21 protein-coding genes and 1 tRNA gene are annotated in these 25999 nt (G+C 66.7%); 11 read left to right on the forward strand and 11 right to left on the reverse strand.

Features of this window, described 5'->3' with window-relative positions; genetic code table 11:
• Positions 1-38: 38 nt before the first annotated feature.
• Positions 39-3260, reverse strand: a complete 3222-nt coding sequence (locus ACIPPQ_RS09405) for a TonB-dependent receptor (RefSeq protein ID WP_446543849.1) — start codon at positions 3258-3260, stop codon at positions 39-41.
• Between the two features lie 175 nt (positions 3261-3435).
• On the opposite strand from ACIPPQ_RS09405, the gene ACIPPQ_RS09410 reads away from it, so the two are divergent.
• From ACIPPQ_RS09410 to ACIPPQ_RS09435, 6 genes are all read left to right on the forward strand, one after another.
• A complete protein-coding gene (locus ACIPPQ_RS09410; RefSeq protein ID WP_446543850.1) occupies positions 3436-4518 on the forward strand; it encodes an acyltransferase family protein in 1083 nt (360 codons plus the stop codon).
• 93 nt (positions 4519-4611) lie between these two features.
• The gene (locus tag ACIPPQ_RS09415) at positions 4612-5646 is read left to right on the forward strand and encodes an SIS domain-containing protein (protein ID WP_446543851.1); all 1035 of its coding nucleotides are present in this window, start codon (positions 4612-4614) and stop codon (positions 5644-5646) included.
• Positions 5643-6809 (forward strand): N-acetylglucosamine-6-phosphate deacetylase, encoded by a 1167-nt coding sequence (gene nagA / locus ACIPPQ_RS09420; RefSeq protein ID WP_446543852.1) that lies wholly within the window; start codon positions 5643-5645, stop codon positions 6807-6809. Before ACIPPQ_RS09415 ends, nagA begins: the two co-directional genes overlap by 4 nt.
• A 47-nt stretch (positions 6810-6856) precedes the next feature.
• Positions 6857-9346 carry a phosphoenolpyruvate--protein phosphotransferase gene (ptsP, locus tag ACIPPQ_RS09425; protein WP_446543853.1) on the forward strand — a complete coding sequence of 830 codons (2490 nt, stop codon included), beginning with the start codon at positions 6857-6859 and terminating at the stop codon, positions 9344-9346.
• Positions 9343-11028 (forward strand): N-acetylglucosamine-specific PTS transporter subunit IIBC, encoded by a 1686-nt coding sequence (gene nagE / locus ACIPPQ_RS09430; RefSeq protein WP_446543854.1) that lies wholly within the window; start codon positions 9343-9345, stop codon positions 11026-11028. The genes ptsP and nagE overlap by 4 nt, the downstream gene beginning before the upstream one ends.
• A gap of 28 nt (positions 11029-11056) precedes the next feature.
• A complete protein-coding gene (locus ACIPPQ_RS09435) occupies positions 11057-12064 on the forward strand; it encodes an SGNH/GDSL hydrolase family protein (protein ID WP_446543978.1) in 1008 nt (335 codons plus the stop codon).
• On the opposite strand, the gene ACIPPQ_RS09440 is transcribed toward ACIPPQ_RS09435, so the two are convergent.
• The 4 genes from ACIPPQ_RS09440 to ACIPPQ_RS09455 all read right to left on the reverse strand — a co-directional run bounded on the left by ACIPPQ_RS09440 (position 12005) and on the right by ACIPPQ_RS09455 (position 13981).
• Entirely contained in the window at positions 12005-12820 is an 816-nt protein-coding gene (locus ACIPPQ_RS09440; protein ID WP_446543855.1) for a glycoside hydrolase family 16 protein, read from the reverse strand. The genes ACIPPQ_RS09435 and ACIPPQ_RS09440 overlap by 60 nt on opposite strands.
• 153 nt (positions 12821-12973) lie before the next feature.
• On the reverse strand, positions 12974-13387 hold the full coding sequence (gene ndhC / locus ACIPPQ_RS09445) for an NADH-quinone oxidoreductase subunit A (protein ID WP_446543979.1): 414 nt from the start codon (positions 13385-13387) through the stop codon (positions 12974-12976).
• 110 nt (positions 13388-13497) lie between these two features.
• Positions 13498-13818, reverse strand: a complete 321-nt coding sequence (locus tag ACIPPQ_RS09450; protein ID WP_446543856.1) for a DMT family transporter — start codon at positions 13816-13818, stop codon at positions 13498-13500.
• An 87-nt stretch (positions 13819-13905) separates the two neighbouring features.
• Positions 13906-13981: transfer RNA gene (locus tag ACIPPQ_RS09455), tRNA-Trp, on the reverse strand.
• Positions 13982-14073: 92 nt separating this feature from the next.
• On the opposite strand from ACIPPQ_RS09455, the gene ACIPPQ_RS09460 reads away from it, so the two are divergent.
• The 3 genes from ACIPPQ_RS09460 to ACIPPQ_RS09470 all read left to right on the forward strand — a co-directional run bounded on the left by ACIPPQ_RS09460 (position 14074) and on the right by ACIPPQ_RS09470 (position 16645).
• The gene (locus tag ACIPPQ_RS09460; protein ID WP_446543857.1) at positions 14074-15030 is read left to right on the forward strand and encodes a DMT family transporter; all 957 of its coding nucleotides are present in this window, start codon (positions 14074-14076) and stop codon (positions 15028-15030) included.
• Complete coding sequence (locus tag ACIPPQ_RS09465) at positions 15027-15644, forward strand: glutathione S-transferase family protein (protein WP_446543858.1); 618 nt, start codon at positions 15027-15029, stop codon at positions 15642-15644. Before ACIPPQ_RS09460 ends, ACIPPQ_RS09465 begins: the two co-directional genes overlap by 4 nt.
• Before the next feature lie 134 nt (positions 15645-15778).
• The gene (locus ACIPPQ_RS09470) at positions 15779-16645 is read left to right on the forward strand and encodes an OmpA family protein (RefSeq protein ID WP_446543859.1); all 867 of its coding nucleotides are present in this window, start codon (positions 15779-15781) and stop codon (positions 16643-16645) included.
• Between the two features lie 128 nt (positions 16646-16773).
• On the opposite strand, the gene ACIPPQ_RS09475 is transcribed toward ACIPPQ_RS09470, so the two are convergent.
• From ACIPPQ_RS09475 to ACIPPQ_RS09485, 3 genes are read right to left on the reverse strand one after another with little or no spacing between them, the layout of a single operon-like run.
• Positions 16774-18165, reverse strand: a complete 1392-nt coding sequence (locus tag ACIPPQ_RS09475; RefSeq protein ID WP_446543860.1) for an SPOR domain-containing protein — start codon at positions 18163-18165, stop codon at positions 16774-16776.
• Between the two features lie 21 nt (positions 18166-18186).
• Positions 18187-18870: a hypothetical protein gene (locus tag ACIPPQ_RS09480; protein ID WP_446543861.1), complete on the reverse strand. Its 684-nt coding sequence runs from the start codon at positions 18868-18870 to the stop codon at positions 18187-18189.
• A 14-nt stretch (positions 18871-18884) separates the two neighbouring features.
• On the reverse strand, positions 18885-19607 hold the full coding sequence (locus ACIPPQ_RS09485) for a ParA family protein (protein ID WP_293642937.1): 723 nt from the start codon (positions 19605-19607) through the stop codon (positions 18885-18887).
• Between the two features lie 257 nt (positions 19608-19864).
• On the opposite strand from ACIPPQ_RS09485, the gene ACIPPQ_RS09490 reads away from it, so the two are divergent.
• On the forward strand, positions 19865-21103 hold the full coding sequence (locus ACIPPQ_RS09490; RefSeq protein WP_446543862.1) for an SPOR domain-containing protein: 1239 nt from the start codon (positions 19865-19867) through the stop codon (positions 21101-21103).
• Positions 21104-21156: 53 nt separating this feature from the next.
• Here ACIPPQ_RS09490 and ACIPPQ_RS09495 read toward each other — a convergent pair whose 3' ends face one another.
• Both ACIPPQ_RS09495 and bla read right to left on the reverse strand, forming a co-directional pair.
• Entirely contained in the window at positions 21157-22269 is a 1113-nt protein-coding gene (locus ACIPPQ_RS09495; protein WP_446543863.1) for an energy transducer TonB family protein, read from the reverse strand.
• Positions 22270-22359: 90 nt separating this feature from the next.
• Positions 22360-23226, reverse strand: coding sequence for a subclass B3 metallo-beta-lactamase (gene bla / locus ACIPPQ_RS09500; protein ID WP_446543864.1), 867 nt, complete (start codon positions 23224-23226; stop codon positions 22360-22362).
• Positions 23227-23320: 94 nt separating this feature from the next.
• On the opposite strand from bla, the gene ACIPPQ_RS09505 reads away from it, so the two are divergent.
• Positions 23321-24205 (forward strand): LysR substrate-binding domain-containing protein, encoded by an 885-nt coding sequence (locus ACIPPQ_RS09505; RefSeq protein ID WP_446543865.1) that lies wholly within the window; start codon positions 23321-23323, stop codon positions 24203-24205.
• Positions 24206-24418: 213 nt separating this feature from the next.
• On the opposite strand, the gene ACIPPQ_RS09510 is transcribed toward ACIPPQ_RS09505, so the two are convergent.
• The gene (locus ACIPPQ_RS09510; RefSeq protein ID WP_446543866.1) at positions 24419-25978 is read right to left on the reverse strand and encodes a fatty acid--CoA ligase; all 1560 of its coding nucleotides are present in this window, start codon (positions 25976-25978) and stop codon (positions 24419-24421) included.
• Positions 25979-25999 lie beyond the last annotated feature (21 nt).

The raw sequence follows: 25999 nt of genomic DNA on the forward strand, positions 1-25999 counted from the left end.
CGGCGCCAGCCCGAAGAGGGACTGGCGCCGCTCCCCCTTTAGAAGTTCAGCCGCACACCGAGCTGATAGCGCCGGTCGTTCTTGAACCACGCGTTCGGTTTGAGCAGCCCGTCGGAGTCGACCTGCTGCATCAGCACGGTATCGGTGCCGAGCAGGTTCGTCGCCTCGAGGATGAACTCGATCCGCTCGCTCGCGCGGAGGCGCAGCGAGGCGTCGAGATAGCCCGTGCTCTTTTGCCAGATCGGGAAACCGACGCAGCAGTCGATCGCGGTCACCAGATATTTGGAGCGCCAGTTATAGGCGACGCGCGCCGACACCGGCCCCTTTTCATACATGCCGACGAGGTTGTAGCTGTGCTTCGAGATGCCTTCGAGCGCGTTCGGCTTGACCGTACTGTTCTCGTAGGTGATCCCGCCGCCCGCGGTCCCGCCGGCGGTCTCGTTGGTCAGGTTGACCGTTTCGATCCCGTTGTTCTTCACATAGGTGTAGTTCGCCTGCACGCCGAAGCCGTCGAACGGTGCAGGCAGGAAGTCGAAGAAGGTCTGGAAGGCGAATTCGGCGCCATAAATCTTGGCCCCGTCGCCGTTGACCGGCCGTTCGAGCCGGACCGTTTCGGTGACCCCGCCATTGTTGACCTCGAGGCTGAACTGGCCCGCCTGGATATAATTATAGAATTTCTTGTAGAAAGCGGTGGCGGTGAACGAACTCGCCCGGCCGAAATAATATTCGAGCGTCAGGTCGAACTGGTCCGCGGTCATCGGTTTCAGCCCGGGATTGCCCGACTTGCCCGTATATTGCCAGTCATAGGCGATCGCCTCGCCCGCCGAATTCCTCGTCACATTGGGATCGGAAAGGTCGTTGAGATTGGGCGACAGGCGGTTGATCGTCAGGAAGTTGCGCAGCAATCCGAAGTCGGGCCGCGACATGGCCCGCGAATAGGCGAAGCGCGACACGAGCTTGTCGGTCAGGTCGAACTTGACGTTGAAGCTGGGCAAGGCGTGGAAGTGATTGGCCTTGGTGGTGTCGGCCACGGTCGCGCCATTGTTGAACGCGAGTTCCTTTGCCGTCACCACGCAGCCCGAGGTCGCTGTCGGGCGCCCATCGACGACCGCGCGATCGCAGGTCAATTGCGAGGCGGTGAACGGATTGGCAAAGGTCGTCGCGCCTTGGGTATCGTTGCGCGTCCAGATCAGGCGCACGCCGAGGTTGCCCGAAATGCCGATATTGCCGATCGCAAGGCCATCGCCCCCGAACTTCGCCATCGCATAGGCCGCCATCGTCCGTTCGCCGACCTTGAGCACCTCGCTCGGCAGGTAACAGCCATATTTCTTGGTGATCGTTTCGCCCGCGCGATAGCCGGCGTTCGAGCAGACCGGATAATAGTCACCCACGCCGATCGACGGGCGTCCCAGCGTCGCCGCGAGATCCTCGCGGTTCACCAGCTTGTCCATGTTGAAGAACATGAAGGACTGGTGGTTCATCTGGTTGCCGGCGAAGAAATCGCTCCCGAAGGTGCGCATCTGCGTCGCGCCCGCAGGATAGACCGGGCTGTCGGTGTTGAAATAGGGCGCCTGTGTATAGGTCCAGGTGTTCGAGATATTCGCCCAATTATATGCGCCCCAGCGCACCGTCTGGTCGCGATCGGCATAGCGCGCGCCGACCTTGATCGCGCTGAGCCAGCTGGAATCGACTTCATATTCGACGTCGGCGCGCAGCGCGACTTCCTTGCCGTCGCTGTCCTCGGTGTGGTCGGTGACCGAATAGAAATGATAATTGTTGGGATTGGTCAGCCCGCCAGGCGAAAGATTGATGTTATCCGCCCGGGTCGGCGTGAAGGTCAGCGTCGGATATTTGCCCGACAGGTCGACAAAGGTATTGGCATAGCTGCGCGAAGTGACCGACGCGTTATAGTTGCTGACGCTGGCATCGACATATTGGCCGTCGAGCGTGACCCGCACGCGATCGCTGACGTCCCAGCGGAAGTTCAGCCCGAAATCCTGCGTGACCTGCCGGTTGCGCAACGCGTTGGCGGCGGTGTCGACCTGCGGCGCGCGGCGGCCGTTGGTGCAGCCTTCCCACGAATAGCAGCGATTGAAGAAGGCCTGCCCGTTCTGGTTCAGGCCCAGACCGCGTTCGTCGCCGGGATTGTCGCCGACATAGGGGCGCATCGCCGACCACCAGCCGCTCTGGAAATTGCCGTCGGCATCGAAGGCGAACGGCGCGGTACCTTGGAGCGGCGCGACCAGCGACGGGTCGATGAAGGTGAAGTCGCTCGGCTGGCCGTAAAGGTCGGCATAGAAAGCCGACGAGAAGACCGCATATTCGCGCCAGCTGTTGTTATATTGCGAGCGATTATACTGCGCGGTCAGTTCCATATCGCCGTCGTTCGAGCGCCACTGGAACGCCGCCGCCGCGCCATAGCGTTTGCGGTCATATTCATTTTCGCGCATGTAAATGCCGCTCGGCACATATTGCTTGCCCGGCCCGAACACGCCGTCGAAAATGCCCATACGCTCGAACTGGATGCCCTGGCTCGAGGTCTTTGCGTGCGAATAGGCGCCGTTGATCATCAGGCCGATCTCGCCGATCCCGGTTTCCCAGCGGTTCGAGATGATCCCCGAAATTTCGGGCGTCGATTTCTTGGCGATGTCGCCATAAGTGTTCTTGATCGAGATCGAGATCAGGCGACCGTCCTGGCCGAACGGCACGCGCGTACGCAAATTGACCGTGCCCGCGATGCCGCCCTCGATCATGTCGGCGGTCTGGTTCTTGTAGGTGTCGATGCCGCCGAGCAGTTCGGGGGAAATATCCTGCCAGCTCAATCCGCGCGACGAATTGGCGCTGAACGTATCGCGGCCGTTGAATTCGGAACGCACCTGGTTGAGACCGCGAACGATGACGCCCGACGGTTCGGCCGAGAAGTGCGAGGTGTCGTCGGTGCCGGCGAAGCGGATCACGGTGATGCCGGGAACGCGCTGCAACGCTTCGGCGACCGATTTGTCGGGGAAGGAGCCGATATCCTCGGCGGTGATCGAATCGACGACCGTATCGGCGCTGCGCTTGCGGTTCTGCGCCGATTCGAGGTTGGCGCGAATGCCGGTGACGACGATGTCGTCCGAATTTTCCTCATCGGCCGCGACCGGCGCGGTGCCGTCCTGCGCCGCTGCAGGGAGCGTGATCGCGCTGGCGAGCGCGGCGCCGCAGATGCCCTGAAGCAGACCGCGGCGAACAGAATTACTAGTGGCAGGCCCCTTGTTCATTTTTATTTTCCCCCATCCCGAACGGCCCAGATTGCCTTCCCACAATCTCTATAAGACCAATTGCGTCCTTGGACTATTACCAATAGACTACAAATCCAGCACGCTGTCCATTGCAAATTTATGGCAGGGCAAAGATGCTGGCGGCGGGAGTGGCCGCAACGGGGGAGGCAAGGCCATGCGTTTGATTTCACTAGATGTGCTGCGGGGGCTGACCGTCGCGGGAATGATCCTCGTGAACTCGGCGGCGGCGATGAAATATGGAGCCGAGGCGGACGTCGCACCGATCCTGCTGCACGTCAGCTGGGACGGACTCGCCCTCGCCGACCTCGTTTTTCCGGGATTTTTGACGATGGTGGGGATCGCGATCCCCTTTTCGATGCGCGAGGCGAAGCTCGATCCGGCGCAGCGCCGCCACATCTTCGGCCGCACCGGCCGCCTGCTCCTGCTCGGCTTCATCCTCAGCAACCTGTACTGGTTCACCAGCTTCGCGTCGGGCGACTGGCGTCTGTTCGGCGTCTTGCAGCGAATCGGGCTGGTCTATTGCGCCTGCGCATTGCTGTTCCTGCTCGCGGGGGGGCGCGCACGGATGATCATCGCCGCGGCGATCCTCGCCGCCTATTGGCCGCTTGCACTGCTACCCTCGCTCGACGGCCTTGCGACCGATATCTGGGTCCGCGGGCATAATTTCATCGCGTCGGTCGACCGCCTTTTCCTCGGCAATCATCTCTATGCGAAAGGGCCGGAAGGCTATGATCCCGAAGGCATTCTCGGCACCCTGCCCGCGATCGCGCAGGGCCTGATCGGGGTTGCGATCGGCGAGATGCTGATTCGCCGCAACGGCCCGGCCGGCCGTCAGCTTGCGATTATCGGCGCCGCGATGCTGGCCATCGGCGGCGCGTGGAGCCTCGCCTTCCCGATCGTCAAGGATATCTGGTCGAGCAGCTTCGTGCTCGTCACCAGCGGGATCACGATCCTCGCGCTCGCGCTGCTGCACCACCGGCTCGACCGCGAGGGCCGCGAACCCGGTGTCGCGGCGACCGCGATGCTTGCCTTCGGCGCCAACGCGATTGCTGCCTATACGCTGCACCAGGTGACCGCGGGCGTCGTGACGTGGGATCTGTTGCTGCTGCCGTTCCGCGCGGTGCGCGACGCGCTGGGCGATCCGATCGCCTCCTTGCTGCCCGTCATCCTCTATATGCTGCTGATCTGGGGGGCGATGGAATGGCTGCGTCGCAAGCGCTGGATCATCAAAATCTGATTTTCAAAACATACCTCTTGATGAGACCTATATAACCTATATAGTACCAATATATCGAGTGGCGACATGTCACCGATCCGGAGACAAGATGACATGACGCCGAACGCCGCGGGTGACGGACAGACGCTGATGGAACGGGAAGCGGGTGAGGCGGCGGCAGCGGTTGCAGCGATGCTCGCCGCGAATCGCGAGGCGTTTGTTGCAATCGGCCGGCGCCTGCGCACCTCGCCCCCCGTCGCCGTCGTCACCTGCGCGCGCGGATCGTCCGATCACGCCGCGACCTATGCCAAATATCTGATCGAAACCATGACGGGGACGCCAACCGCATCGGCGGCGCTGTCGATCGCCTCGCTCTATGATGCGCCCGCCGTCGCCGGAAACCGGTTGTGCCTCGCGATTTCGCAGTCGGGGAAAAGCCCCGACCTGCTCGCCGCGGTCGAGCAACAGCGCGACGCCGGTGCTTTCGTCGTCGCGCTCGTCAATGCCGGCGGCTCGCCGCTCGCCGGCCTCGCCGATGTCGTCATCCCGCTTTCGGCCGGGGTCGAGCGGTCGGTCGCGGCGACCAAATCCTATATCGCCTCGCTCGCCGCCATCGCGGCGCTGGTTGCCGCGTGGGCGGAAGACGCGGCGCTCGAAACCGCGCTGACCGCCCTCCCCGCCCAACTCATGAAGGCGTTCGCGCTCGACTGGTCGCCCGCGGTCGGCGCGTTTCGGGACGCGACCAACCTGTTCGTCCTCGGGCGGGGCTATGGCCTGGGGGTGGCGCAGGAGGCGGCGCTCAAGTTCAAGGAGACTTCGGGGCTCCACGCCGAAAGCTTCAGCGCCGCCGAAGTGCGGCACGGCCCGATGGCGATCGTCGGCGCGGCCTTTCACGTCCTCGCGTTCGGCGGCACCGACCGCGCCGCCGCAGGCGTCCGTACCGTCGCCGATGAATTCCGCGGCCGGGGCGCCACCGTCCTGCTTGCCGACCCCGAAGGCGGCGAGTTGCCCGTGATCGCCGCGCATCCGGCGATCGAGCCGATCCTGATGATCCAGAGTTTCTACCGCATGGCGAGCGCGCTGGCGCTGGCACGCGGCCATAACCCCGACTCGCCTCCGCATCTCAACAAGGTTACCGAGACGCTATGATCTTTCGTTTCCACAACGGCCGGGTCGCACTGCCGGGCGGCGCCGTCGGCGCGGCGGATATCGCCGTTGCCGACGGTGCCGTCACCGCCGTGTCCGCCGCCGGCGACAAGCCCGCGGACCGCGAGATCGATCTCGGCGGCGGCTGGCTGCTGCCGGGCTTCGTCGATACGCAGGTCAATGGTGGCGGCGGCGTCCTCTTCAACGACCAGGTCGACGTCGAGGCGATCGCCGCGATCGGCGCAGCGCACGCGCGCTTCGGCACCACTGCCTTCCTGCCGACGCTGATCAGCGACACGCCGGCGCAGATCGCTGCCGCGCTGGCCGCGGTCGACGCGGCGATCGAACGGGGCGTGCCCGGCGTCGTCGGCATCCATATCGAAGGCCCGTTCATCAACGAGGTGAAGCGCGGCATCCACGAGGCGCATCGTATCCGCCGCCTCGACGACGCCATCCTCGCGACGCTTACCGCACCGCATCGCGGCCGCGTGATGCTGACGCTCGCGCCCGAACTGTGCGACGAGGAGGATATCCGCACCCTCGTCCGCCATGGCGTGATCGTCAGCGCGGGGCACAGCGACGCGACCTACGACGAGGCGCAGCGCGCGATCGGCGCGGGGCTTTCGGGCTTCACCCATTTGTTCAACGCGATGTCGCCGCTCCACCACCGCCAGCCCGGCGCGGTCGGGGCGGCATTCGATTCGGACACTTATTGCGGGCTGATCGTCGACGACGTGCATTTGCACCCCGCGGTCGTCCGGCTCGCGGTCCGCGCGAAGGGCAAGGACCGCATCATGCTGGTCACCGACGCGATGCCGAGCGTCGGCACCGACGTCAGCGAATTCACGCTGCAGGGCAAGCGCATCGCGGTGAAGGACGGCGTCTGTATTTTCGAGGACGGCACGCTCGCGGGAACGCACCTCGACATGGCATCGGCGCTGCGCAAGACGGTCGAGGTCACCGGCCTGCCCGTGCCCGACGTATCGGCGATGGCGAGCGCGACACCCGCGGCTTTCCTGTCGCTGGAGGGGCGCATCGGCGCGATCGCGCCGGGGCAGCGCGCCGACTGGGTGTGGTTGGACGCCGGGCTCGATCCGCGCGCGACATGGATCGGGGGATGGATCGTCCCCGAAACGGCATCGGACCTGGCTCACGCCGCACAATGATACACAAGCCGCACAAACAAGCGGCGGAAGTTTTGGGGATTAAATCGATGAGCCTGATCATCACCTCTCCGCTCAGAGGATGGGCGACGACGCTGGACAGCGTTCCCGATCCGGTCTTTGCCCAGCGGATGATGGGCGACGGCGTCGCGATCCAGCCGCTCGGCGACACGGTCGTCGCGCCCTTCGACGGCGAGGTCGTGACGATCCACGATGCGGGCCATGCGGTGTCGCTGCGCAGCGCCGAGGGCGCCGAAGTGCTCATCCATATCGGGCTCGATACGGTGATGCTGAAGGGCGACGGCTTTACCCCGCTGGTCGCGGCCGGGCAGACGGTGACGCGCGGCGACCCGTTGATCCGTTTCGATCTCGACGCGGTCGCGCTCGCGGCGACGAGCCTGATCACCCCGGTGATCGTGACCAATGCCGAGGCGTTCGCGATCAGCCGCCGCACCACCGACGCCGCGATCGGCGCGTGCGAGGCGCTGATGACGCTCGTCCCCGTGCAGGCCGAAACGCGCCGCCGCTCGGACGACGGCACGGTGGTCGAGCAGGCGGTGACGCTGTCGCTGCCGCACGGTATTCACGCGCGCCCCGCGGCGCGGATCGGCGAAGTCGCGCGCGGTTTCGAGGCCGACGTGCATCTGCTGAACGGCGACAAGCGCGGCGATGCGCGCAGCACGGTCGGATTGCTCGCGCTCGGCACCGCGTTCGGCGACGAGGTGGTGGTGCAGGCGCGCGGCGACGATGCCGAGGCGGCGCTGGCGGCGATCGTCGCGCTGCTCGCGACCGATATGGGCGAAGGCAAGCCTGCGGCGGCATCGGTTGCGGCCGCTCCCCTCGCATCGCTTCGTGCGGGACAGATCGGCGGGGTCATCGCCTCCCCCGGGCTCGCCATGGGACCGGCGGCGCGGCTGCGGCAAGCCGAAATCGCGGTTGCGCGCGAGGGCACGGGCGCGGTCGAGGAACGCGCGGCGCTGCTCGCCGCGCGCGGCGAGGTGCGCGCCAGCATTGCGGCGCGCGCCGACAGCGCAAGCGGCAGCGTCGCGTCGGTGATGCAGGCGCATCTCGCACTGATCGACGACCCCGAACTGCTCGCCGCCGCCGAAAGCCGGATCGCGGCAGGCAACAGCGCCGGTTTCGCCTGGCGCGGCGCGATCCACGACCAGATCGCCGCGATCCGCGCGACGGGCAACGCCCACCTGATCGAACGCGTCGACGACCTCGTCGACATCGAGCGGCAATTGCTGGCGACGCTGACCGGCACCACGCTCGACGGGACCGCGGTCCCGGCGGGGGCGATCGTGGTCGCCGACGACCTTCTGCCGTCGCAGCTCGTCACGCTCGCGGCGGCGAAGCCCGCCGGCATTTGCCTCGCGCGCGGCGGCCCGACCTCGCATGTCGCGATCCTGTGCGCGGGCATGGGGCTGCCCGCGCTCGTCGCGATGGGCGATGCGCTCGGTGCGGTCGAGGACAGCACGCCGCTGCTGCTCGATGCCGAGCTGGGCCATGTCACCGCCCACCCGTCGGCCGCCGACGCCGATGCGTTTACGGCGCGGCTGGCAAAGCGCGATGCCCGGCGCGAAGCGGCGCAGGTGGCGGCAAAGGATGCCTGCCACAGCGCCGACGGCACGCGCATCGAAGTCTTCGCCAATATCGGCACCGTCGAGGATGCCGCGCTCGCCGCGGCGCAGGGCGCCGAAGGATCGGGGCTCGTGCGCAGCGAATTTCTGTTCCTCGATCGCGACACCGCGCCGTCGGAGGACGAGCAGCACGCCGCCTATCAGGGAATTGCCGACGCGCTCGCCGGCAAGCCGGTGATCATTCGCCTGCTCGACATCGGCGGCGACAAGCCCGCCGCCTATATCCCGATCGATGCCGAGGAAAATCCGGCACTCGGCCAACGCGGCATCCGCGTCGCGCTCGCGCGGCCCGATCTCCTCGAAACGCAGCTCCGCGCGATCCTGCGCGTGGCGCCCGTCGGCCAGTGCAAGATCATGATCCCGATGATCGCGAGCCTCGACGAACTGCGTCAGGTCCGCGCGCTTGTCGACCGGCTGCGCGGCGAAATGGGCATCCCGACGCCGGTCGAGGTCGGGGTGATGGTCGAAACGCCCGCGGCTGCGATGACCGCCGACCTGCTCGCCGCCGAAGCCGATTTCCTGTCGATCGGCACCAACGACCTCACCCAATATGTGCTCGCGATGGACCGCGGCAATCCGGCGGTCGCCGCCGGGGTCGACGCGATGCACCCCGCGGTGCTGCGCATGATCGGCGAAACCTGCCGCCTCGCCGCCGTCCACGAACGCTGGGTTGGGGTGTGCGGCGGCCTTGCGTCGGATCCCGCGGCGCTACCGATCCTGATCGGCCTCGGCATCACCGAACTCTCGGCGGTCCCCGGCTTCGTCGCCGAAGCGAAACAGATCGTGCGCGGCCTGACCTTGGTCGAGGCGCGCGCGCACGCCGAACTTGCGCTGCAATGCAAGTCGGCGGCCGAGGTTCGCGCGCTCGCCCGCGCATTCGAGGAGACACGGCGATGAGGAAGATACTCGAAGCGCTCCAGCCGCTCGGCCGCGCGCTGATGCTGCCGATCGCGGTGCTGCCGATCGCGGGCCTGCTGTTGCGCATCGGCCAGCCCGACCTGCTCGACATCGCCTTCATCTCGGCCGCGGGCGCCGCAATCTTCGACAATCTCGGCATCCTCTTTGCGATCGGCGTCGCGGTCGGCTTCGCGCGCGACGGCAACGGCGCGGCGGCGCTCGCCGGGGTGGTCTGCTATTTCGTCACCACCAACGGCGCGCAGACCTTCATGACCCCGCCGCCCGACATCGGCGCGGGGCTTCCGGAGGCCGCGGCGGCGCTGACGGCGAAGCAATGGGCGGTCGGACTGATCGACCGGCTCGAAGTGCCCGTCGGCATCTTGTCGGGGCTGATCGGCGGCCATTTCTACAACCGGTTCGCGACGATCGCGCTGCCCGAATATCTCGCTTTCTTCGGCGGCCGACGCTTCGTGCCGATCGCCAGCGGGGTCGCGGGGCTGCTGCTCGCGGCGCTGGTCGGCTACAGCTACGCGCATATCAGCGGCGCGATCGATACGGCGAGCCGGGCTGTCGTCGCCTCGGGCGAGATCGGCCTCTTCGTCTATGGCGCGCTCAACCGGCTGCTGATCGTCACCGGGCTGCACCACATCATCAATAACGCCGCCTGGTTCGTCGTCGGCGATTTCGAAGGCGCGACGGGCGACCTGCGGCGTTTCTTCGCGGGCGATCCGACCGCGGGCGCGTTCATGAGCGGGTTCTTCCCGGTGATGATGTTCGGCCTGCCCGCCGCGTGCCTCGCCATGTATCACGAAGCGCGGCCCGAGCGGCGCAAGGCGGTCGGCGGGATGCTCTTCAGCCTGGCCTTCACCAGCTTCCTCACCGGCGTGACCGAGCCGATCGAGTTCACCTTCATGTTCGTCGCGCCCCTGCTCTACGCGATCCACGCGCTGCTCACCGGCGCCTCGATGGCGCTGATGAACGCGCTCGACATAAAGCTCGGCTTCGGTTTTTCGGCAGGCCTGTTCGACTATGTGCTGAACTTCAGCCTCGCGACGCGGCCTTGGCTATTGCTCCCCATCGGGGCGGTCTACGCGCTCCTCTATTACGGCCTGTTCCGTTTCTTCATTCGGCGCTTCGATCTGGCGACGCCGGGGCGTGAGAAGGGCGAAGTCACCGAAGCCACCGTCCAGGCGGCAGGGAGTGCACGCGGCGATGCCTTCGTCACGGCGCTGGGCGGGACGGCCAACCTCGTCAGCGTCGACGCCTGCACCACGCGCCTGCGGCTGATCGTCGCCGACCAGGATGCGGTCGACGACGCCGCGCTGTCGGCGCTTGGCGCGCGCGGGATCATCCGCCCGTCGGAGAACGCCGCACAGGTCGTGCTCGGACCGATCGCCGATCTCGTTGCAGAGGAAATTCGCGGAGCGCTGGCGGCAGGCGGAGGCCATTCGGCCCCGATCGTCAGCAAGCCCGCGACCGGGCGCGCCGAACCATCCGCGCTTCCCGCCGACCTGCTCGACGCGCTCGGCGGCAATGCCAATGTGCAGGCGGTGCAGACGCTGCACGGCCGGTTCCGGGTGGAGCTGGCCGATGCCGCGCGCGTCGACAACGGGGCGCTGGCACGGCTGGCGCGCGGGGTCACCCAGCCCGGGCCCGGCATTTTCCACATTCTGCATGATTAGGGCGGCGGCCTTCCCGCTGCTCGTCCTAATGCTCACCGGGGCGGCTCCACCCGAGCCGCCCCGGTGGGTTCCACTTCCCGTCCACATCGGCGGCCGCGTAGTCGTGGCGCCCGAAGGCGGCGTCGATTTCGGCTGGCCGGGGGTCTATATCGAGGGCCGGTTCGAGGGAACCGCCGTGCGGGTGCGGTTCGCGGCGCCCACCGACCATATCCGCGTGTCGATCGACGGGGTCGAGCGCGCCATCTTTCGCGCGCCGGGCAAGGTCGACACGGTGATCGGCGGACTGGCGGCGGGCACGCATATCGTGCGCGTCGAAAAGCTGACCGAAAGCCAGGCGGGCGCCAGCCGTTTCATTGCCTTCGAGGTGGCAGGCAAGCCGCTCGCGCCGCGTCCGCGCGTGCGCCGGATCGAGTTCATCGGCGACAGCTTCACCGTCGGTTATGGCAACATGTCCGCGACGACCGCCTGTACCGGCGAGGAGGTGCACGACCGCACCGACACCAGCCAGGCCTTCGGTCCGCTCACGGCGCGCGCGCTCGATGCGGATTATCGCATCAACGCCTTTTCGGGTTTCGGAATGGTCCGCAACTATGACGGCAACGTGCCGGGCGAGAGCCTGCCCTTCCTCTATCCGCGCGCGATCCCCGGCGACGCCGCGCCCGCCGCAGCCGATGCCGGCTGGCGCCCGCAGACCATCGTGATCAACCTTGGCGGCAATGATTTTTCGACCGCGCTGAAACCCGGCGAGCACTGGGCCGATACGGCGGCGCTCGAGGCCGCCTATCGCGGCCGCTATACCGCCTTCGTCGAGGATCTCGCGGCGCGCCAGCCGCAGGCCCGCTTCATCCTGGTCGGATCGGACCTCTTCTTCGCGCAGGTCGAACAGGTCGCGGCAGGACTGGAAACCGCGCTAGGCGGCCGCGTAGAAACGCTGCGATTGACCGCGCTCGACCTGGGCGGATGCCACGGCCACCCGTCACTTGCTGACCACCGCCGCGTCGCCGACCTGCTGACCCGCGCCATCAACCGCGACTGATCCGCGCGGCCTTTGCCTGTATATGCGCACATGCTCGATTTCGAACCGGGCCGGGAAAATCGCGTCGTTGGCGACCTCGCCGTCCGCACCCCGCACCGCAAGGCTTAATATCAGATAGTGCGCCTTGTCGAACGGCCATTGCGCCATTCCGGTCCCGGCATTGGCATAGCGGTGATAAGGCTTGCCATCGATCGCAAAGCGAAGCTCGCGCGGCGTCCACAAAAGCTGATAATCGTGGAACGCCCCGCACGCATCCGCAACATCGACCCTGCCGCCATTCCCGGCGGTGCCGCTGGTCGAGATGTTATGGACGGTGCCCGTCACCGCGGACGCCTTGCGGTCGAACTCCATGATGTCGATCGAACCGCTGTCGGGCCAGGGCGTCGTCGCGCCGAGCGTCCAGATCGCCGGCCATAGCCCCTCGCCGCACGGCAGCTTCGCGCGCACCTCGATCAGGCCGGAGGTGAATTCGGCCTTGCCCTGCGTGGTCAGCCGCGCCGAGCTATAGCCCTGCCCGCCATGGTCGGCGCGGTCGGACAGCGTCTCCTTGCGCGCGGTGATGATCAGCCGGCCGTTTTCGATCCGCGCATTTTCGGGTCGATCCGCCGCATAATATTGCCGCTCGCCATTGTGCCAGCCGGTCTTGTTGGCGAAAATGTCCCAGTTCCATTTCGCGGGGTCGGGGGCGCCGTCGCGGTCGAATTCGTCGGCCCAGACGAGTTCGAAGCTACCCTTTGGCGTTTCTTGCGCCGTCACGGACGACGACAGAAGCGCCGTGCAAGCCATACCGAACCGGCATCCCCATCCACCGCGCATCATCATTCCCCCAGATGAAAATTGGTATTACATTGATATGATACTTGTCATTATAAGATCATGCAATCGCCTCGTGCTCGGGAGGAAAGCCGACTAGTCCCAGTCGAGCGCGCCCTTTTTCCATTCGTAGATGAAGCCGATGGTCAGGATGCCGAGGAAGACCATCATCGCGCCCCACGCTTCCCAGCCGAGATCGTCGACCACCACCGCCCAGGGAAAGAGGAAGGCGGCCTCGAGGTCGAAGATGATGAACAGGATCGCGACGAGATAGAAGCGGACGTCGAACGGTTTGCGCGGCGCCTCGAAGGCGGGGAAGCCGCATTCATATTCGGAGAGCTTCTCGCTGTCCGGTGCATGCGCGCCGGTGAAGCGCGACACCGCCATCGGCAGGAAGACGAACAGCAGCGACAGCGCCAGCGCGACCCCGAGGAAGATCAGGATCGGAAGATATTCGAGCAATAGCGCGGATGACGACGCCGCATGGGCGCCGGAGACGGATTGGGACAGCACGGCGGCCTCCTTCGAAGTCGCCGGGCCGTCCCGGACCTGATACCGGCACCTTTGCGAAAAAAGGCGCCGGGGAGGACGTGGCCTCGCTGGTTAAGGGTCGTGCCAGTTCAGGCGGGCGAGGACAGCTTCATCAGCAGCAGGCCGCTGACGATCAGGATCGCCGCGCCGATGCGCATCGCATTCGCCTGTTCGCCGAGGACGAAGATGCCCACGAGGAACGCGCCGACCGCACCGATGCCGGTCCAGATCATGTAAGCGGTGCCGAGCGGTAGCGACTTCATCGAAAACGACAGCAAGGCGAAGCTCACGATCATCGCGCCAATCGTGATCGCGGTCGCGCCGGGGCGCGTAAAACCCTCCGACTGTTTCATCGAATAGGCCCACACGATTTCGAAAAGTCCGGCGATCGTCAAATATACCCAGGCCATGGCAGCCTCCTTCAAGGACTGCCGGGCCGCCCCGGACTTGAAACCCGCGGCATCGCGCGGGGAGGACGTGGCCTCTTCAAGGCGGCCTGGCAGGGGCAGCAGGACTCGAACCCGCGACCCTCGGTTTTGGAGACCGATGCTCTACCAACTGAGCTATACCCCTAGGCCGGAGTGGGCCACTAGCCGGATTGCGGGGACGGGGCAAGAGGGATGACGGGTTGCGCGCGCGGGCCGGGCTGATATGCGCAATTTCGCATGAGCGACGCGCCCCTCCCCGCCCCCTCCGCGCCCCCGTCGACGGCGGCCCCGCAGAATTATCTGGGCGGGATCGGGCTGCGACTGCTGGCGATGATCAGCCTGTCGCTGATGTTCGTGCTGGTCAAATATATCGACGCCGCGGGAATCCACGTCGTCGAAAGCCTGTTCTGGCGGCAGGCGCTCGTGCTGCCCTTCCTGCTCGTCTGGGTGATGGCGACCGGTGGCTTGGCCTCGCTGAAGACGCAGCGGATCGGGGCACACGCCCGGCGGATGCTGATGGGCCTCGCCGGCATGGCGTGCAATTTCGGCGCGATGATCCTGTTGCCGATGGCGGAGGCGACGACGATCAGCCTGTCGGTGCCGATCTTCGCGGTCATCTTTGCCGCACTGCTGCTCGGCGAGGCAACCGGATGGCAGCGCTGGAGCGCGGTGATCATCGGCTTCGTCGGCGTGCTCGTCGTGCTCAACCCCATGGCGAGCTTTGCCGGCGGGTTCGGCGGCGAGCACGGCCTTGGCACGCTGGTGGCGCTGACCGGCGCGATCATGACCGCGCTGATCACGATTGCGGTGCGCGACCTCGGCCGCACCGAAAATGCCGCGACGATCGTCTTCTGGTTCAGCCTGCTCTCGATGATCCCGCTGGGGATCGCCCTGCCCTTCGTCATCACGCCGCACGACGGTCCTGAATGGCTGCTGCTCGCCGGGCTCGGCTTCCTCGGCGCGATCGTCCAGATGTCGCTGACCGGGGCGCTGCGCCTCGCCCCCGTGTCGGTCGTCATCCCGATGGATTATTCGAGCCTGCTCTGGGCGATTGCCGCGGGCTGGTGGTTCTTCGGCACCCTGCCCGCCGACACGACATGGGTCGGCGCCCCGCTGATCGTCGCGTCGGGCCTGTTCATCGCCTGGCGCGAGCATCGCCGCCATATCGACCGGCCGAAGGAGGTTGCCGCATGACACTCCCCATTCTGTATCATTGTCCCGATGCGCGCTCGCTGCGCTGCCTGTGGGCGGTCGAGGAGGCCGGGATCGACGTCGACCTCAAGCTGCTGAAATTCCCGCCGCGCGCGTTCGAGCCCGACTATCGTGCGATCAACCCGCTCATGACCATTCCCGGCTGGGTCGAGGATGGGCGATTGATGACCGAGTCCGCCGCGATCTGTGAGCGCATCGCGGAGGGCACGCCGCTCGAGGTCCGCCGCGACGAAGCCGATTATTGGGATGCCCGCAACTGGCTGCACCGCAGCGATGCGACGCTGACCTTCCCGCTCGCGATCATGATCCGTTACACCCGCGTCGAAGTGCCCGAGCGGCGGCTGCACCAAGCGGTCGAGGACTATAAGGCCTTCTTCGGCGGGCGGGCGAAGAGCATCGAGGCCGCGCTCGCCGACGGGCGCGAATGGCTCGTCGCGGGCCGGTTCACCAACGCCGACATCGCGATCGGCTATGCCGCCTTCCTCGCGACGACGCTTAGCGCCGACGACGTGCTCGGCGACGCGACCAAGTCGTGGCTCGCGCGCTGCACGGCTCGCGAGGGCTTTATACGGGCGCGCGAGCGCCAAAAGCGCTGAACCGCCCCATATTGTCGGCGTCCCGTGCAACTGGCCCGACAACCCGCGCAACTTTCGCCCTCATCGAGAGTCGCTCTGCCTGAAGGGGCCAGTGGACACGCGCTGCCCTGCCGATCCAACAGAAGGAGTAGCGTATGGGTTCCGTTTTCAAGACTTCCGGGGCAATGCTGGCATTGGCGATGCTGGCCGGACCAGCGGCTTTGGCCGCACAGGACACGACCGAAGCCGAGCCGATGGCGACCGTCACCGCCGAGCTGCCCTCGCCCGACCAGATGACCAAGGGTCCGAAGGTCGAAGGCATTATCTCCGCGCGCAGCGATGGCCGGATGCAGGTCACGACCGCCGACGGCAACAATACGGCGATCGCGATCGCCGATTACACGAAGATCAAGAGCAGCGGCGGCTTCCTGGGCCTCGACCGCGACAAGCTCGCCGCGAACTCGCTGCTCAACGGCCTGCCGGTCACCGTCGAGACGTTGCAGTGGGATGGAGGTTTGGTTGCGAACCAGGTCGTCCTGAAGAACAAGGATCTCCGGACCGCGAACATGATCCACACCGGCACCAACCAGCGTTTTGCCGAACAGACGGCCGCCACCGAAGCACTGCGCAGCCGCGTGGGCGATATCGACCAGTATAATGTCAAGGGCACCACGAACGTGAACTTCGACACCGGCAAGGCCGTGCTGACCGAGCAGGCGAAAGCCGATCTGTGCAGCGCGGCAAGTCAGGCCGAGGGCATGGACAACGCCCTGTTGCTGGTCGTTGGCTACACCGATTCGACGGGCAGCCAGGAACTCAACCAGGTGCTGAGCGAAAAGCGGGCAAGCCGCGTCGTCAATCACCTGCAGCAGGCGTGCGGCTGGAAGCCTTATCGTATGCTGACCCCCACCGGGATGGCCGAAGCCGACCCGGCGGCAGACAATAGCACGGTCGAGGGCAAGGCCCAGAATCGCCGCGTTGCGGTGAATATTCTGGTCAGCAAGGGCCTCGACGGCATGTAGGATGCGCGGGGTGGGCCCGGCCCACCCCGAACATTTGCAATCCGCGCCGGCGATCGCCGCCGACGCGCAAAAACAGAGAGGCGCGGTCTCGCGACCACGCCCCTCCCCCCATATTTCGTAAAACTGTCTTAGCGCGAAGCGAGGCGCAGCGGGCTGCCCTTCGCGGCCCACTGGATGCTTTCGCTGCCCCCCATCGCGCGGATGAAGCAGGTCTGCCCCTGCGCCTTGAGCTGGTTGCACAGGCTCGTCGCGTCGGCGCGCGTCGCGAGGCCGTTCACCGTCAGGCGATAGAAATTGCGGCCGTTCACCGTCGCGGCATGGCTGGACGCCGGGAAATTCGCGAGAACCCCGTTCCGCTTCTTCAGCGTGCTCCATTTTTCCTTGGCGATACCGAGGCTGTCATAGGCGCCGAGTTGCACGGCCCAGCCGTTCGGCTTCTTCGCATCGAAACCCATCGCCTTCGGGATCAGCACCGTCGCGAGTTCGAGCGCCTGTTTCTGCGCCGGCCGGATACGCCCCTCGCCCGCGACGCGCGGTGCGGCACGGTAGGGCGCCGCATCGGCGAGGATGACTTCGCCCGCGGGTTTCGGCTGCGGCAGTTCGGTCACCGGCACGACGCCATCGGCGCCACGTTCGGGCATCGGAAGCTCGACGCTGCGGATCGCGCCGCCCGCGTCGGCCAGAACGGGCGGCGGCGGCGCATAGGCGGCGACAGGCGCCGGGTCGGCGCTCGCGAATTCGACCGCGGGCGCGACTGCAGCCATCTGCGTTTCACCGAAATTGCTGAGCGCGAGGCGCACCGGCATACCGGCATCCTGCTGCGCTTTCGTCCCGATCAGGCTCGCGACGCGGATCTGCGCGCTGGGCTGTTCGGCCAGTTTCGACCATTCGGCCATCCGGGCTTCGAGTTTCGCCGCGGACAGGTCCTGCGATGCCAGGATACGCGCCTGCGCCCAGCGCCCCGAAAGGGCGAAGGCGAGTGCAAGATTCTGCCGCGTGCGCGCGCTGGCGCCTTCGGCGCGTGCGGCCTCGCTCAGCACGTAGATCGCACCTTCGCTGTCGCCTGCAAGCGCGAGGGCGAGGCCGATGTCCGACGCCGGCACCGTGTCGCGGTGCTGGGTGAGGAGCGCGACCGCGTCGGCATTCTTGCCCTGCGCGATCTGCGCGAGCGTCAGCGAAAGGATCGTGTTGCTGTCGGTCGCGCCGAGTTCGACCGCTTCGGTCAGCGCGGCGGTTGCCGACGCAAAGCGGCCATGGTTCAGATACGCCTGCCCGAGGAGTGCGCGGTAGCCCGCATCGCGGGGACTGCCCGCCACCGCGGCTTCGGCGAGGCCGACGGCCTTGCTGGCCTTGCCCGCTTCGAGCGCCGCGCGGGCCTGGTCGGCCGATTTGGCGGCGATCGCTGGCTTGCCGGCGGCGCGCGATGGCGCGTCGGCCATCTTGCCCATGCCGCTGCATCCGGTGGCCACGCTCAGGACAAAACCCGAAACGGCCAGGTTCATCAGCATCTTGCGGTTCATGACGATTCCCCCTCTTTTTCTTTAGCGCTGCGCCTGGCGCGGCGGGCGCGCCGCCGGCAGGCGGCTCGCCATCGCGTCGATTTCGGGCAGCGACGACAGATATTCGTCGAGCAAATCGGTGAGGATGACCTGCGACGACCGGTTGGTCACCGCGCTCGCAAGACGCAGGCGCAGGTGGCGTTCGGCGTCGAGGCGCAGCGTGAAGGCCGCCTTTTCACGGGCACGCAGCGCGCGCGGCGCCTTTTCCTTCTTCGGCTTCGGCGCGGGACGCGCCTCGACCTTGCGCGCCACCGCGGCGACGCGTTCGATCAGCGATTCCTGCTGGCGGACGATTTCGGGGACTTCGGGTGCTTCGGCTTCGAACTGGTCGGCGCCGTAATCGTCGGTCAGACCGTTGAAATCATCCGAAAGCCCTGCCGGGAATTCGTGACCGGCGCCGTCGTCGACCGCATGTTCGGCCTCGACATTATGCGCCAGCACCGAACCGGTCAGCAGCGGCTTCAGGTCGAGCATCCGCGCGGGTTCGGCCGACTGGTCGGGATCGACATCATAGCCCATGTCGTTCCAGCCGAGGTCGTCGTAACCACCGCTGTTGAGGGGGGCCGGACCGCTGCCGAGCGGCTGGCGGCGCATGGCAGGACGCGCGCCGCCCTTGCGGGCAAGGAGGCCTGCGCTCAGCGATGCGAGGGGTTTGGGTTCGCCCATGGTTCCCGCTCCCGTCACTGACCAGCGATGCGGCGGCCGAAGCCACCACCCATCGGGCGGACCGCGCCATAATTGCCCTGCGTCGGGATCGGCGCGGCGAATACGGTGCGGCGGAAATTCTTTTCGAGGCGATCGTTCATATAGGTCCAGAGCTGGCGAATCTCGTCGGCCGAGCGGCCGTTCGGGTCGACCTCCATCACCGTGCGGCCGTCGATCATCGACGCGGCATAGTCGGTGCGGTGGTGCAGCGTGACGGGGGCGACGGTGCCATGCTGCGACAGCGCGACCGCGGCCTCGCTGGTGATCTTCGCCTTGGGGGTCGCGGCATTGACGACGAACACCAGCGGCTTGCCCGCACGTTCGCAGAGGTCAACGGTGGCGCCGACGGCGCGCAGGTCGTGCGGGCTGGGGCGCGTTGGGACGACGATCAGTTCGGCTACCGAAATCACGCTCTGGATCGCCATGGTGATCGCCGGCGGCGTATCGATAACCGCGAGCTTGAAGCCTTGCTGCCGCAGGATTTCGAGGTCGGAGGCAAGCCGTGCGACGGTGGTCTGGGCGAACGCCGGAAGATCGGTTTCGCGCTCGTTCCACCAATCGGCGAGCGAGCCCTGCGGATCGATGTCGATCAGAACGACCGGACCTGCGCCCGCAAGCTGCGCCTGCACCGCGAGGTGCCCCGACAGCGTCGTCTTACCCGACCCGCCCTTCTGTGAAGCCAATGCCAATACGCGCACTGCGTTACCCCCTCGGAAAATCCAATATTCGGCGAAGGGATGCCATGCGGGGCGCTAAAATTGGGTTAACGATGATAAAAAGAGAGTGAACGACTCCCTCGCACTTATGGTAAACAGCTGCCTAATATGGACTTGTCCCAAAACGGATCAGGTTCGCGGCGTCCGCTTTTGTCGCTAACGCGGTGTTAGCCAATTGGCGCTATGAAGCATCCGGGGACTGCGGCCGCCATGGACGTCGCAAGTCATTGGAGAATAAGATGCGTTCATTCCGCACCATCGCCCTGCTGGCGTCGCCGCTGATCGCGGTATCGATGCTCGCGGCGCCCGCCCATGCCGACGTCAAGGAAGGCGTCGATGCCTGGCAGGCGGGCAATTACCAGGCCGCGGTAGCCGAATGGCGTCCGCTCGCGCTCGCGGGCGATGCCGATGCGCAATTCAACCTCGGCCAGGCGTACAAGCTGGGGCGCGGCGTGCCCGCCGACATGGCGCAGGCCGAAGCATGGTATCGCCGCGCCGCGAAACAGGGGCATTTGCAGGCGGAGGATAATCTCGGCCTCGTGCTCTTCACCGCGAACCGGCGCCAAGAGGCGATGCCCTTCATCCTCGCTTCGGCGTCGCGCGGCGAACCGCGCGCGCAATATGTGCTCGGCACCGCGCACTTCAACGGCGATCTTGCGGCGAAAGACTGGCCGCGCGCCTATGCGCTGACCAAGCGTGCGAGCGATGCGGGGCTCGGAATCGCCTCGGCACGCCTTGCGCAGCTCGACAATCTGATCCCGCTCGACCAGCGCCAGCGCGGGCTTGCGATGATCCCCGAGATCGAAAAGGGCGAACAGCGCGCGCGCCTCGCCGCAGTGAACGCCGCCGCGCCGCCCGCCGCCGCCAAGCCCGCCCCGGCCTCCCCCGTGAAGGTCGCGAGCCTGCCCGCTTCGGCGCCCGGTACCAGCTACACTCCGCCGCCGGTGATCGATACACCGCCGGTAGCGAAGCCCGCGCCCGAACCGGTCCGCAGCGTCGCGGTGCCGTCGTCTCCCGCCGCGAGCGCCGCAGCCGCGGCGGCCGCCGAAGCGACCGCCGACGCCGTCGCCGCGACCGGCCAGCCGGGTACCACCTATGCCGCGCCGCCCGAAAGCGGCAAGCTCCCCCCGAAGCCCGAGCCAGCGAAGCCCGCGCCCAAGCCAGCCGAACCCAAAGCCGCACCCGCAAAGGCCACCGCCGTTGCGGCGGCGACGCCCGCACCGGTTCGCGTCCACAGCGGCACCGCAAGCCCCTGGCGCGCGCAGCTCGGCGCCTTTGGCGTCGAGGCGAACGCCCGCAACCTCTGGGCTACGCTCGAAAAGAAAAACGCCGCCTTTGCCGGTCGCCAGCCCTATCTGGTAAAGAGCGGCAAGCTCACGCGCCTCCAGGCCGGCGATTTTGCGAACAAGGGCGAGGCCGAGAGCTTCTGCGCCGCCGTGAGCAAGAGCGGACAGGCCTGCCTGGTGGTCGCGGACTGATAATCCGCCCCATCGTGACGCCTTAGGAACCGCCTAGCCGACCCTGACGGGTGTCAGAAAATCTCGACCCCGCCCGGCTCTTCGATCATCGCGGGCGCGGTGCGGCGCCCCATCGCGAAACGAACCGTCTCGACGCAGCCCGTCGCGCCCTGCGGCGACGGCGCGGCGCTGGCATTCTGCACGATCGTCTGCGCGGCATGGCCGAAGTCGGCGGCGGGCTGCGCCGCGACGATCTTGACGTTGCCGACGCCGCCCCAAGGCGCGATGTCATAAGTGACGATCGCCCAGCCCTCGATCGAGCGGCGCCGCCATGGTTCGAGGAATTGCGTCGCCAGCGGCCGGTTCCAGCGCGTCTTTGCGGGACAATTGCTGCCCGCGGGGCGCGCACTTTCCTCGGCGGGGGCCGGCGGCGCGGCGAGTATTTCGGGCGCCTTCCAATAAGGATAGCGGCAGCCCGTCCGCGCCCCGCCCGTGAAACGCGAATCCCCGACCGCCTTGCGCGCCGCCGCGTCGAGCGCCTTGTTGCCGGTGCCGAACAGCGTCTTCAGCCCCACCGGCGCGCCTTTCCCGTCGGTGTCATAGGCGACGAGCGACCAGTCCCTGACCCCCGGGGTGCCGGGCAGCTTGTCGAAATCCGGGAACGCGCGCAGCAGCGGCTGCGGATACGGCGCGGCGGTGCAATCGCCCCCGGCCTTGATCCGGTCCCATCCCTCCTTCGGCAGCCGTCCCGAGGTCGGCGTGATCGAATAGGACACCAGATCCTCGATCGGAGCGTCGCCGAGCGGCACGGCATGCGCGACATAGGCGATGCGGCAATTCTTGCGTGCGCCTGCCGCGAAACGGCTTGCAGCGAGCGCCGGAGCGGCATCGCCGGAAAAGCCTGTCGACGCCCCGTTATCGCGCGCGATCGACAGCGGCCGTCCCGCAGCATCGATCTCGAACGTAAAGGAAATCGACGGCGCCTTGGTCGGCACGCCAAAGCCCAGTTCGCCCAGCGGGCGGCGCAGCATGACATGGCCGACCTGCGCGCCGTCGCACTGCACTTCGCCCGGCATCCAACCCAGCAGCGTGCGGGTCGGCTGTCCGTCTGGGGCAAATCGCGGCGGCGGCATCGAAACATCCATGCCCATCGCCAAAAGGCCAAGGAAAACGCCCGTTTTCAACATGTGCAAGCCCCCGTCGCCGCGTCTGGAACCGGGGCGATCCTAGCGTGATTACGGGGGCTTACAAGGTTGAAAAGGCGCGGATAATGAACACTACTTCGCGCCGGCCTTCTCGTCGGCCAGCCGTTTCGCGAGCAATTTGCGCGACCGGTCGGCATAGGCGCGGCAGGCGCCGGGCGCGTCGTTATAACGGCCGGGACCCGCATTGTCGGGATGCGCCGAGATCAGCACGTCGCAGGGCATGGCATCCATCTTGCGATAACTCGCCGCGAACCCCTCGACGATCGGCGCGCTCGCCGGCGCGGTGTAGCGATAATCGTCCGCCGACACCGGATTGAGGCTCGACGCGAAAACGATCGCCTTGCACGTCTTTCCTTCGCACGCCTGCCAGCGCCAGCTCATGCTGCCCATCGTATGCCCCGGGGTCGCGACCGCGGCGATCGCGATCTTGCCCAGCTTCAGCACCTCGCCATCCTTCATCACACGCAGCCGCGTCACCGCGGGCCAGCTGCCGCCATAGGCGAGCTGCGGATCGTCCTTCGCCAACGCACCCGCGCGCAATCCCTCGGCGCCACGCTCGCTCGCAACGACCGTCGCGCCGGTGTCGCGCGCCAGTGCGGCAAGCCCGCCGCCATGGTCGTAATGCGGTTCGGTGCTCAGAATAAATTTGATGTCTTTGGGGTCGAAACCGAGCTTGCGGACATTGGCAAGGATCGCGGGCGCCGCCTGCGGCAACGCGCCGTCGACGAGCACGAGCCCCGCGCCCGTGTCGATCAGCGCGACGCTCAGCCCGCCGAACCCGACGAGATAGCTCGTCCCGAAAATCTTCTCCGGCGGCTGCGGCGCAAGCCACTCTTTCGCACGCTCGACCGCCATCGGCCGCGTCAGCGGGTCGTCCGTCGAAACCGGTGCCCCGCTCACCGCGGCGAGCCATGCGAGCAGGCTGATTGCTTCGATCATATTTGTCTCCCTTCGCCGCCGGAATGCCCATGCACGCACGCTGCGACAAAGCATGATTTCTCGACAAAGCCATGAGAATAATTGATGGTAAGCCATGGACCGCGCCCAGCTCCCGTTAAACGCCCTCCGCGCCTTCGAAGCCGCGGCGCGCCACCTCAATTTCACGCGGGCTGCGATCGAGCTGTGCGTCAGCCAGGGCGCGGTCAGCCATCAGGTCGCGCAGCTCGAACGCCGGCTCGGAACGCGCCTGTTCCACCGCCTGCCGCGCGGGCTCGCACTCACCGACGAGGGGCACGCGCTCGTCCCCGTGGTCGCCGACGCGTTCGACCGCGTCGCCGCGACGCTCGACCAATATGCCGATGGCCGCTTTCGCGAAGCGCTCAAGGTCGGCGTCGTCGGCACCTTCGCGACCGGCTGGCTGCTCCCGCGCCTCGATGGCTTCGCGCGCGCGCATCCCACGATCGACCTGCGCATCTCGACGAACAACAATCGCGTCGACCTCGCCGGCGAGGCACTCGATTATGCGATCCGCTTCGGCGACGGCGCGTGGCACGGCACGCATGCCGAGCCGCTGCTCGCCGCGCCGATGGCGCCGGTTTGCGCGCCCGCGATCGCGGCGCGGCTCAAGACGCCTGCGGATCTCGTCCACGAGCGCCTTCTCCGTTCGTATCGCGCCGACGAATGGGCGCTGTGGTTCGGCGCTGCGGCAGTACCAGCGCCGGTGTTGCGCGGCCCGGTTTTCGACAGCTCGGCGTTGATGGCTTCGGCAGCAGCCGCGGGCCTTGGCGTCGCGCTCGCGCCGCCGTCGATGTTCGCACGCGAACTCGCGGCCGAGACGCTCGTCCAGCCCTTTGCGATCACGATCGACGCGGGCCGCTACTGGCTCACCCGCCTTATGTCGCGCGGCGAGAGCGACGCGATGCAGCGGTTCCGCGATTGGGTCGTTGCCGAAATTGCGAGCGCCGTCCCGCCGACTTGAGGCCGAACGCCCCGGCTTTCGGACAACAAAAAAGGGCTCCACCATCCGATGGAGCCCCCCCATGTTCCTCGTGCATGGCAACGCCAACGAGGAAAACGCATCGGCCTTTCAGGGGTGTAGGTCGCGCGAAAGGCCGGATGTGGGGTGAATTTATGCCGCGCCGGATGGGTTGGCTTTCACATTCTCACGGTTCGCGAGCGGTCGGAACCGCCCTCAATTCACCATCCGCTCATAACCCTCCCAATAGGGCGCGCGCAGGTCCTTGCGCAGGATCTTGCCGCTGGCGTTGCGCGGCAGCGCGTCGATCAGGTCGATGCTGCGCGGGCATTTGAAGGGAGCGATGCGCTCGCGCGCCCAGGCGATGATATCGGATTCCTCGACCGTCGTGCCGGGTTTGGCAACGACGACCGCCTTCACCGTCTCGCCCCATTTGGCGTCGGGGATACCGATGACCGCGACTTCCTGCACCGCGGGATGGCCGAAGATCGCGCTTTCGACCTCGGCCGGATAGACATTTTCGCCGCCGGTGATGATCATGTCCTTCATCCGGTCGTGGATGAACAAATAGCCGTCGGCGTCGAGATAGCCCGCGTCGCCGGTGCGGATCCAGCCGTCGTCGGTCATCGTCTTCGCCGTCGCGTCGGGCAGGTTCCAGTAACCGAGCATATTGTTCGATGAGCGCGTCACGACCTCGCCCACCTCGCCCGTCGCGACGGATTGGCCGTCGGGTCCGAGGATGACAATTTCGACCCCCGGGAGCGCCTTGCCCGCCGAACGCATCCGCGCATTGCCTTCGGGGTCATGATCCTCGGGCGGCAGCATCGAGATGGTACCCGTCGTTTCGGTCATGCCATAGGCCTGGATGAACTGCGCGCCGAACACCTTGATGCACTGGCGCAGCAGTTCGAGCGGGATCGGCGCGGCGCCGTAGAGGATATATTTGAGGCGGCTGTAATCGACACTGGCGCAGCGCGGGTGCATCAGCAGCATCTGGAGCGCCGCGGGGACCATGAAAAAGCGCGTGACCCCATGCTGCTCGACCGCGTCGAACACCCCGTCGGGATTGAATTCGGCGAGCACCACGCCGGGCAGCCCCGCCGCAAGCGCCATGATGCCGAGCCCGGTGCCGCCGATATGCGCGCACGGCATCGCGACCAGTACGGCCTCGTCATCCTCCCATTTGGTGTAGGGCAGATCGAGCGTGTTCGAATGTTTGCGGAGTGCGAACAGATTCTGGTTCGACAGCACCGCACCCTTGGGATTGCCTGTCGTCCCCGAGGTATAAAGCTGGAGCACCGCGTCGTTCGCCCCCGAGGGTTCGAAGGCCACGCGCGTCGCGCCGTCGATCATCGCCCATGCGTCGGCCGCGCCGACGATCGCCGGGTTGTGCTTCAGCTTGCCGGAAAGCTGATCCGCCAGACCCTCGAACCCCGGTCCGGCAAAGACGATCTTCGCCTCGGTATCGTTGACGATGAAGGCCCATTCGGCCGGCGACAGGCGCCAGCCGATCGGCGCCATCACGATGCCGGCGCGTGCGGCGCCATAGAAGAGGGTGAAATAGAGGTCGCTGTTCTTGCCGACCCAAGCGATCCGGTCGCCCTTCTTCAGCCCCGCCGCGATCAGCGCCGATGCCGCGCGCGCGGTCCGGTCGTCGAGTTCGGCATAGCTGTAGACGCGCCCTTCTTCGCGCAGCCCGACGCGGTCGGGACGCTCGCCCGCCCAATGGGTCAGGAATTCGTCGAACGTAAACAGCTCCGAAACATCGCGGCCCATCGGCTCTCTCTCCTCGAATCG

The organism is Sphingopyxis sp. LARHCG72, from assembly GCF_052871675.1.

Coding starts and splice junctions, on each gene's coding strand:
- ACIPPQ_RS09405 (WP_446543849.1), bottom strand. CDS start 3,260: ATGAACAAGGGGCCTGCCACTAGTAATTCTGTTCGCCGCGGTCTGCTT.
- ACIPPQ_RS09410 (WP_446543850.1), top strand. CDS start 3,436: ATGCGTTTGATTTCACTAGATGTGCTGCGGGGGCTGACCGTCGCGGGA.
- ACIPPQ_RS09415 (WP_446543851.1), top strand. CDS start 4,612: ATGACGCCGAACGCCGCGGGTGACGGACAGACGCTGATGGAACGGGAA.
- nagA (WP_446543852.1), top strand. CDS start 5,643: ATGATCTTTCGTTTCCACAACGGCCGGGTCGCACTGCCGGGCGGCGCC.
- ptsP (WP_446543853.1), top strand. CDS start 6,857: ATGAGCCTGATCATCACCTCTCCGCTCAGAGGATGGGCGACGACGCTG.
- nagE (WP_446543854.1), top strand. CDS start 9,343: ATGAGGAAGATACTCGAAGCGCTCCAGCCGCTCGGCCGCGCGCTGATG.
- ACIPPQ_RS09435 (WP_446543978.1), top strand. CDS start 11,057: ATGCTCACCGGGGCGGCTCCACCCGAGCCGCCCCGGTGGGTTCCACTT.
- ACIPPQ_RS09450 (WP_446543856.1), bottom strand. CDS start 13,818: ATGGCCTGGGTATATTTGACGATCGCCGGACTTTTCGAAATCGTGTGG.
- ACIPPQ_RS09460 (WP_446543857.1), top strand. CDS start 14,074: ATGAGCGACGCGCCCCTCCCCGCCCCCTCCGCGCCCCCGTCGACGGCG.
- ACIPPQ_RS09465 (WP_446543858.1), top strand. CDS start 15,027: ATGACACTCCCCATTCTGTATCATTGTCCCGATGCGCGCTCGCTGCGC.
- ACIPPQ_RS09470 (WP_446543859.1), top strand. CDS start 15,779: ATGGGTTCCGTTTTCAAGACTTCCGGGGCAATGCTGGCATTGGCGATG.
- ACIPPQ_RS09475 (WP_446543860.1), bottom strand. CDS start 18,165: ATGAACCGCAAGATGCTGATGAACCTGGCCGTTTCGGGTTTTGTCCTG.
- ACIPPQ_RS09480 (WP_446543861.1), bottom strand. CDS start 18,870: ATGGGCGAACCCAAACCCCTCGCATCGCTGAGCGCAGGCCTCCTTGCC.
- ACIPPQ_RS09490 (WP_446543862.1), top strand. CDS start 19,865: ATGCGTTCATTCCGCACCATCGCCCTGCTGGCGTCGCCGCTGATCGCG.
- ACIPPQ_RS09495 (WP_446543863.1), bottom strand. CDS start 22,269: ATGTTGAAAACGGGCGTTTTCCTTGGCCTTTTGGCGATGGGCATGGAT.
- bla (WP_446543864.1), bottom strand. CDS start 23,226: ATGATCGAAGCAATCAGCCTGCTCGCATGGCTCGCCGCGGTGAGCGGG.
- ACIPPQ_RS09505 (WP_446543865.1), top strand. CDS start 23,321: ATGGACCGCGCCCAGCTCCCGTTAAACGCCCTCCGCGCCTTCGAAGCC.
- ACIPPQ_RS09510 (WP_446543866.1), bottom strand. CDS start 25,978: ATGGGCCGCGATGTTTCGGAGCTGTTTACGTTCGACGAATTCCTGACC.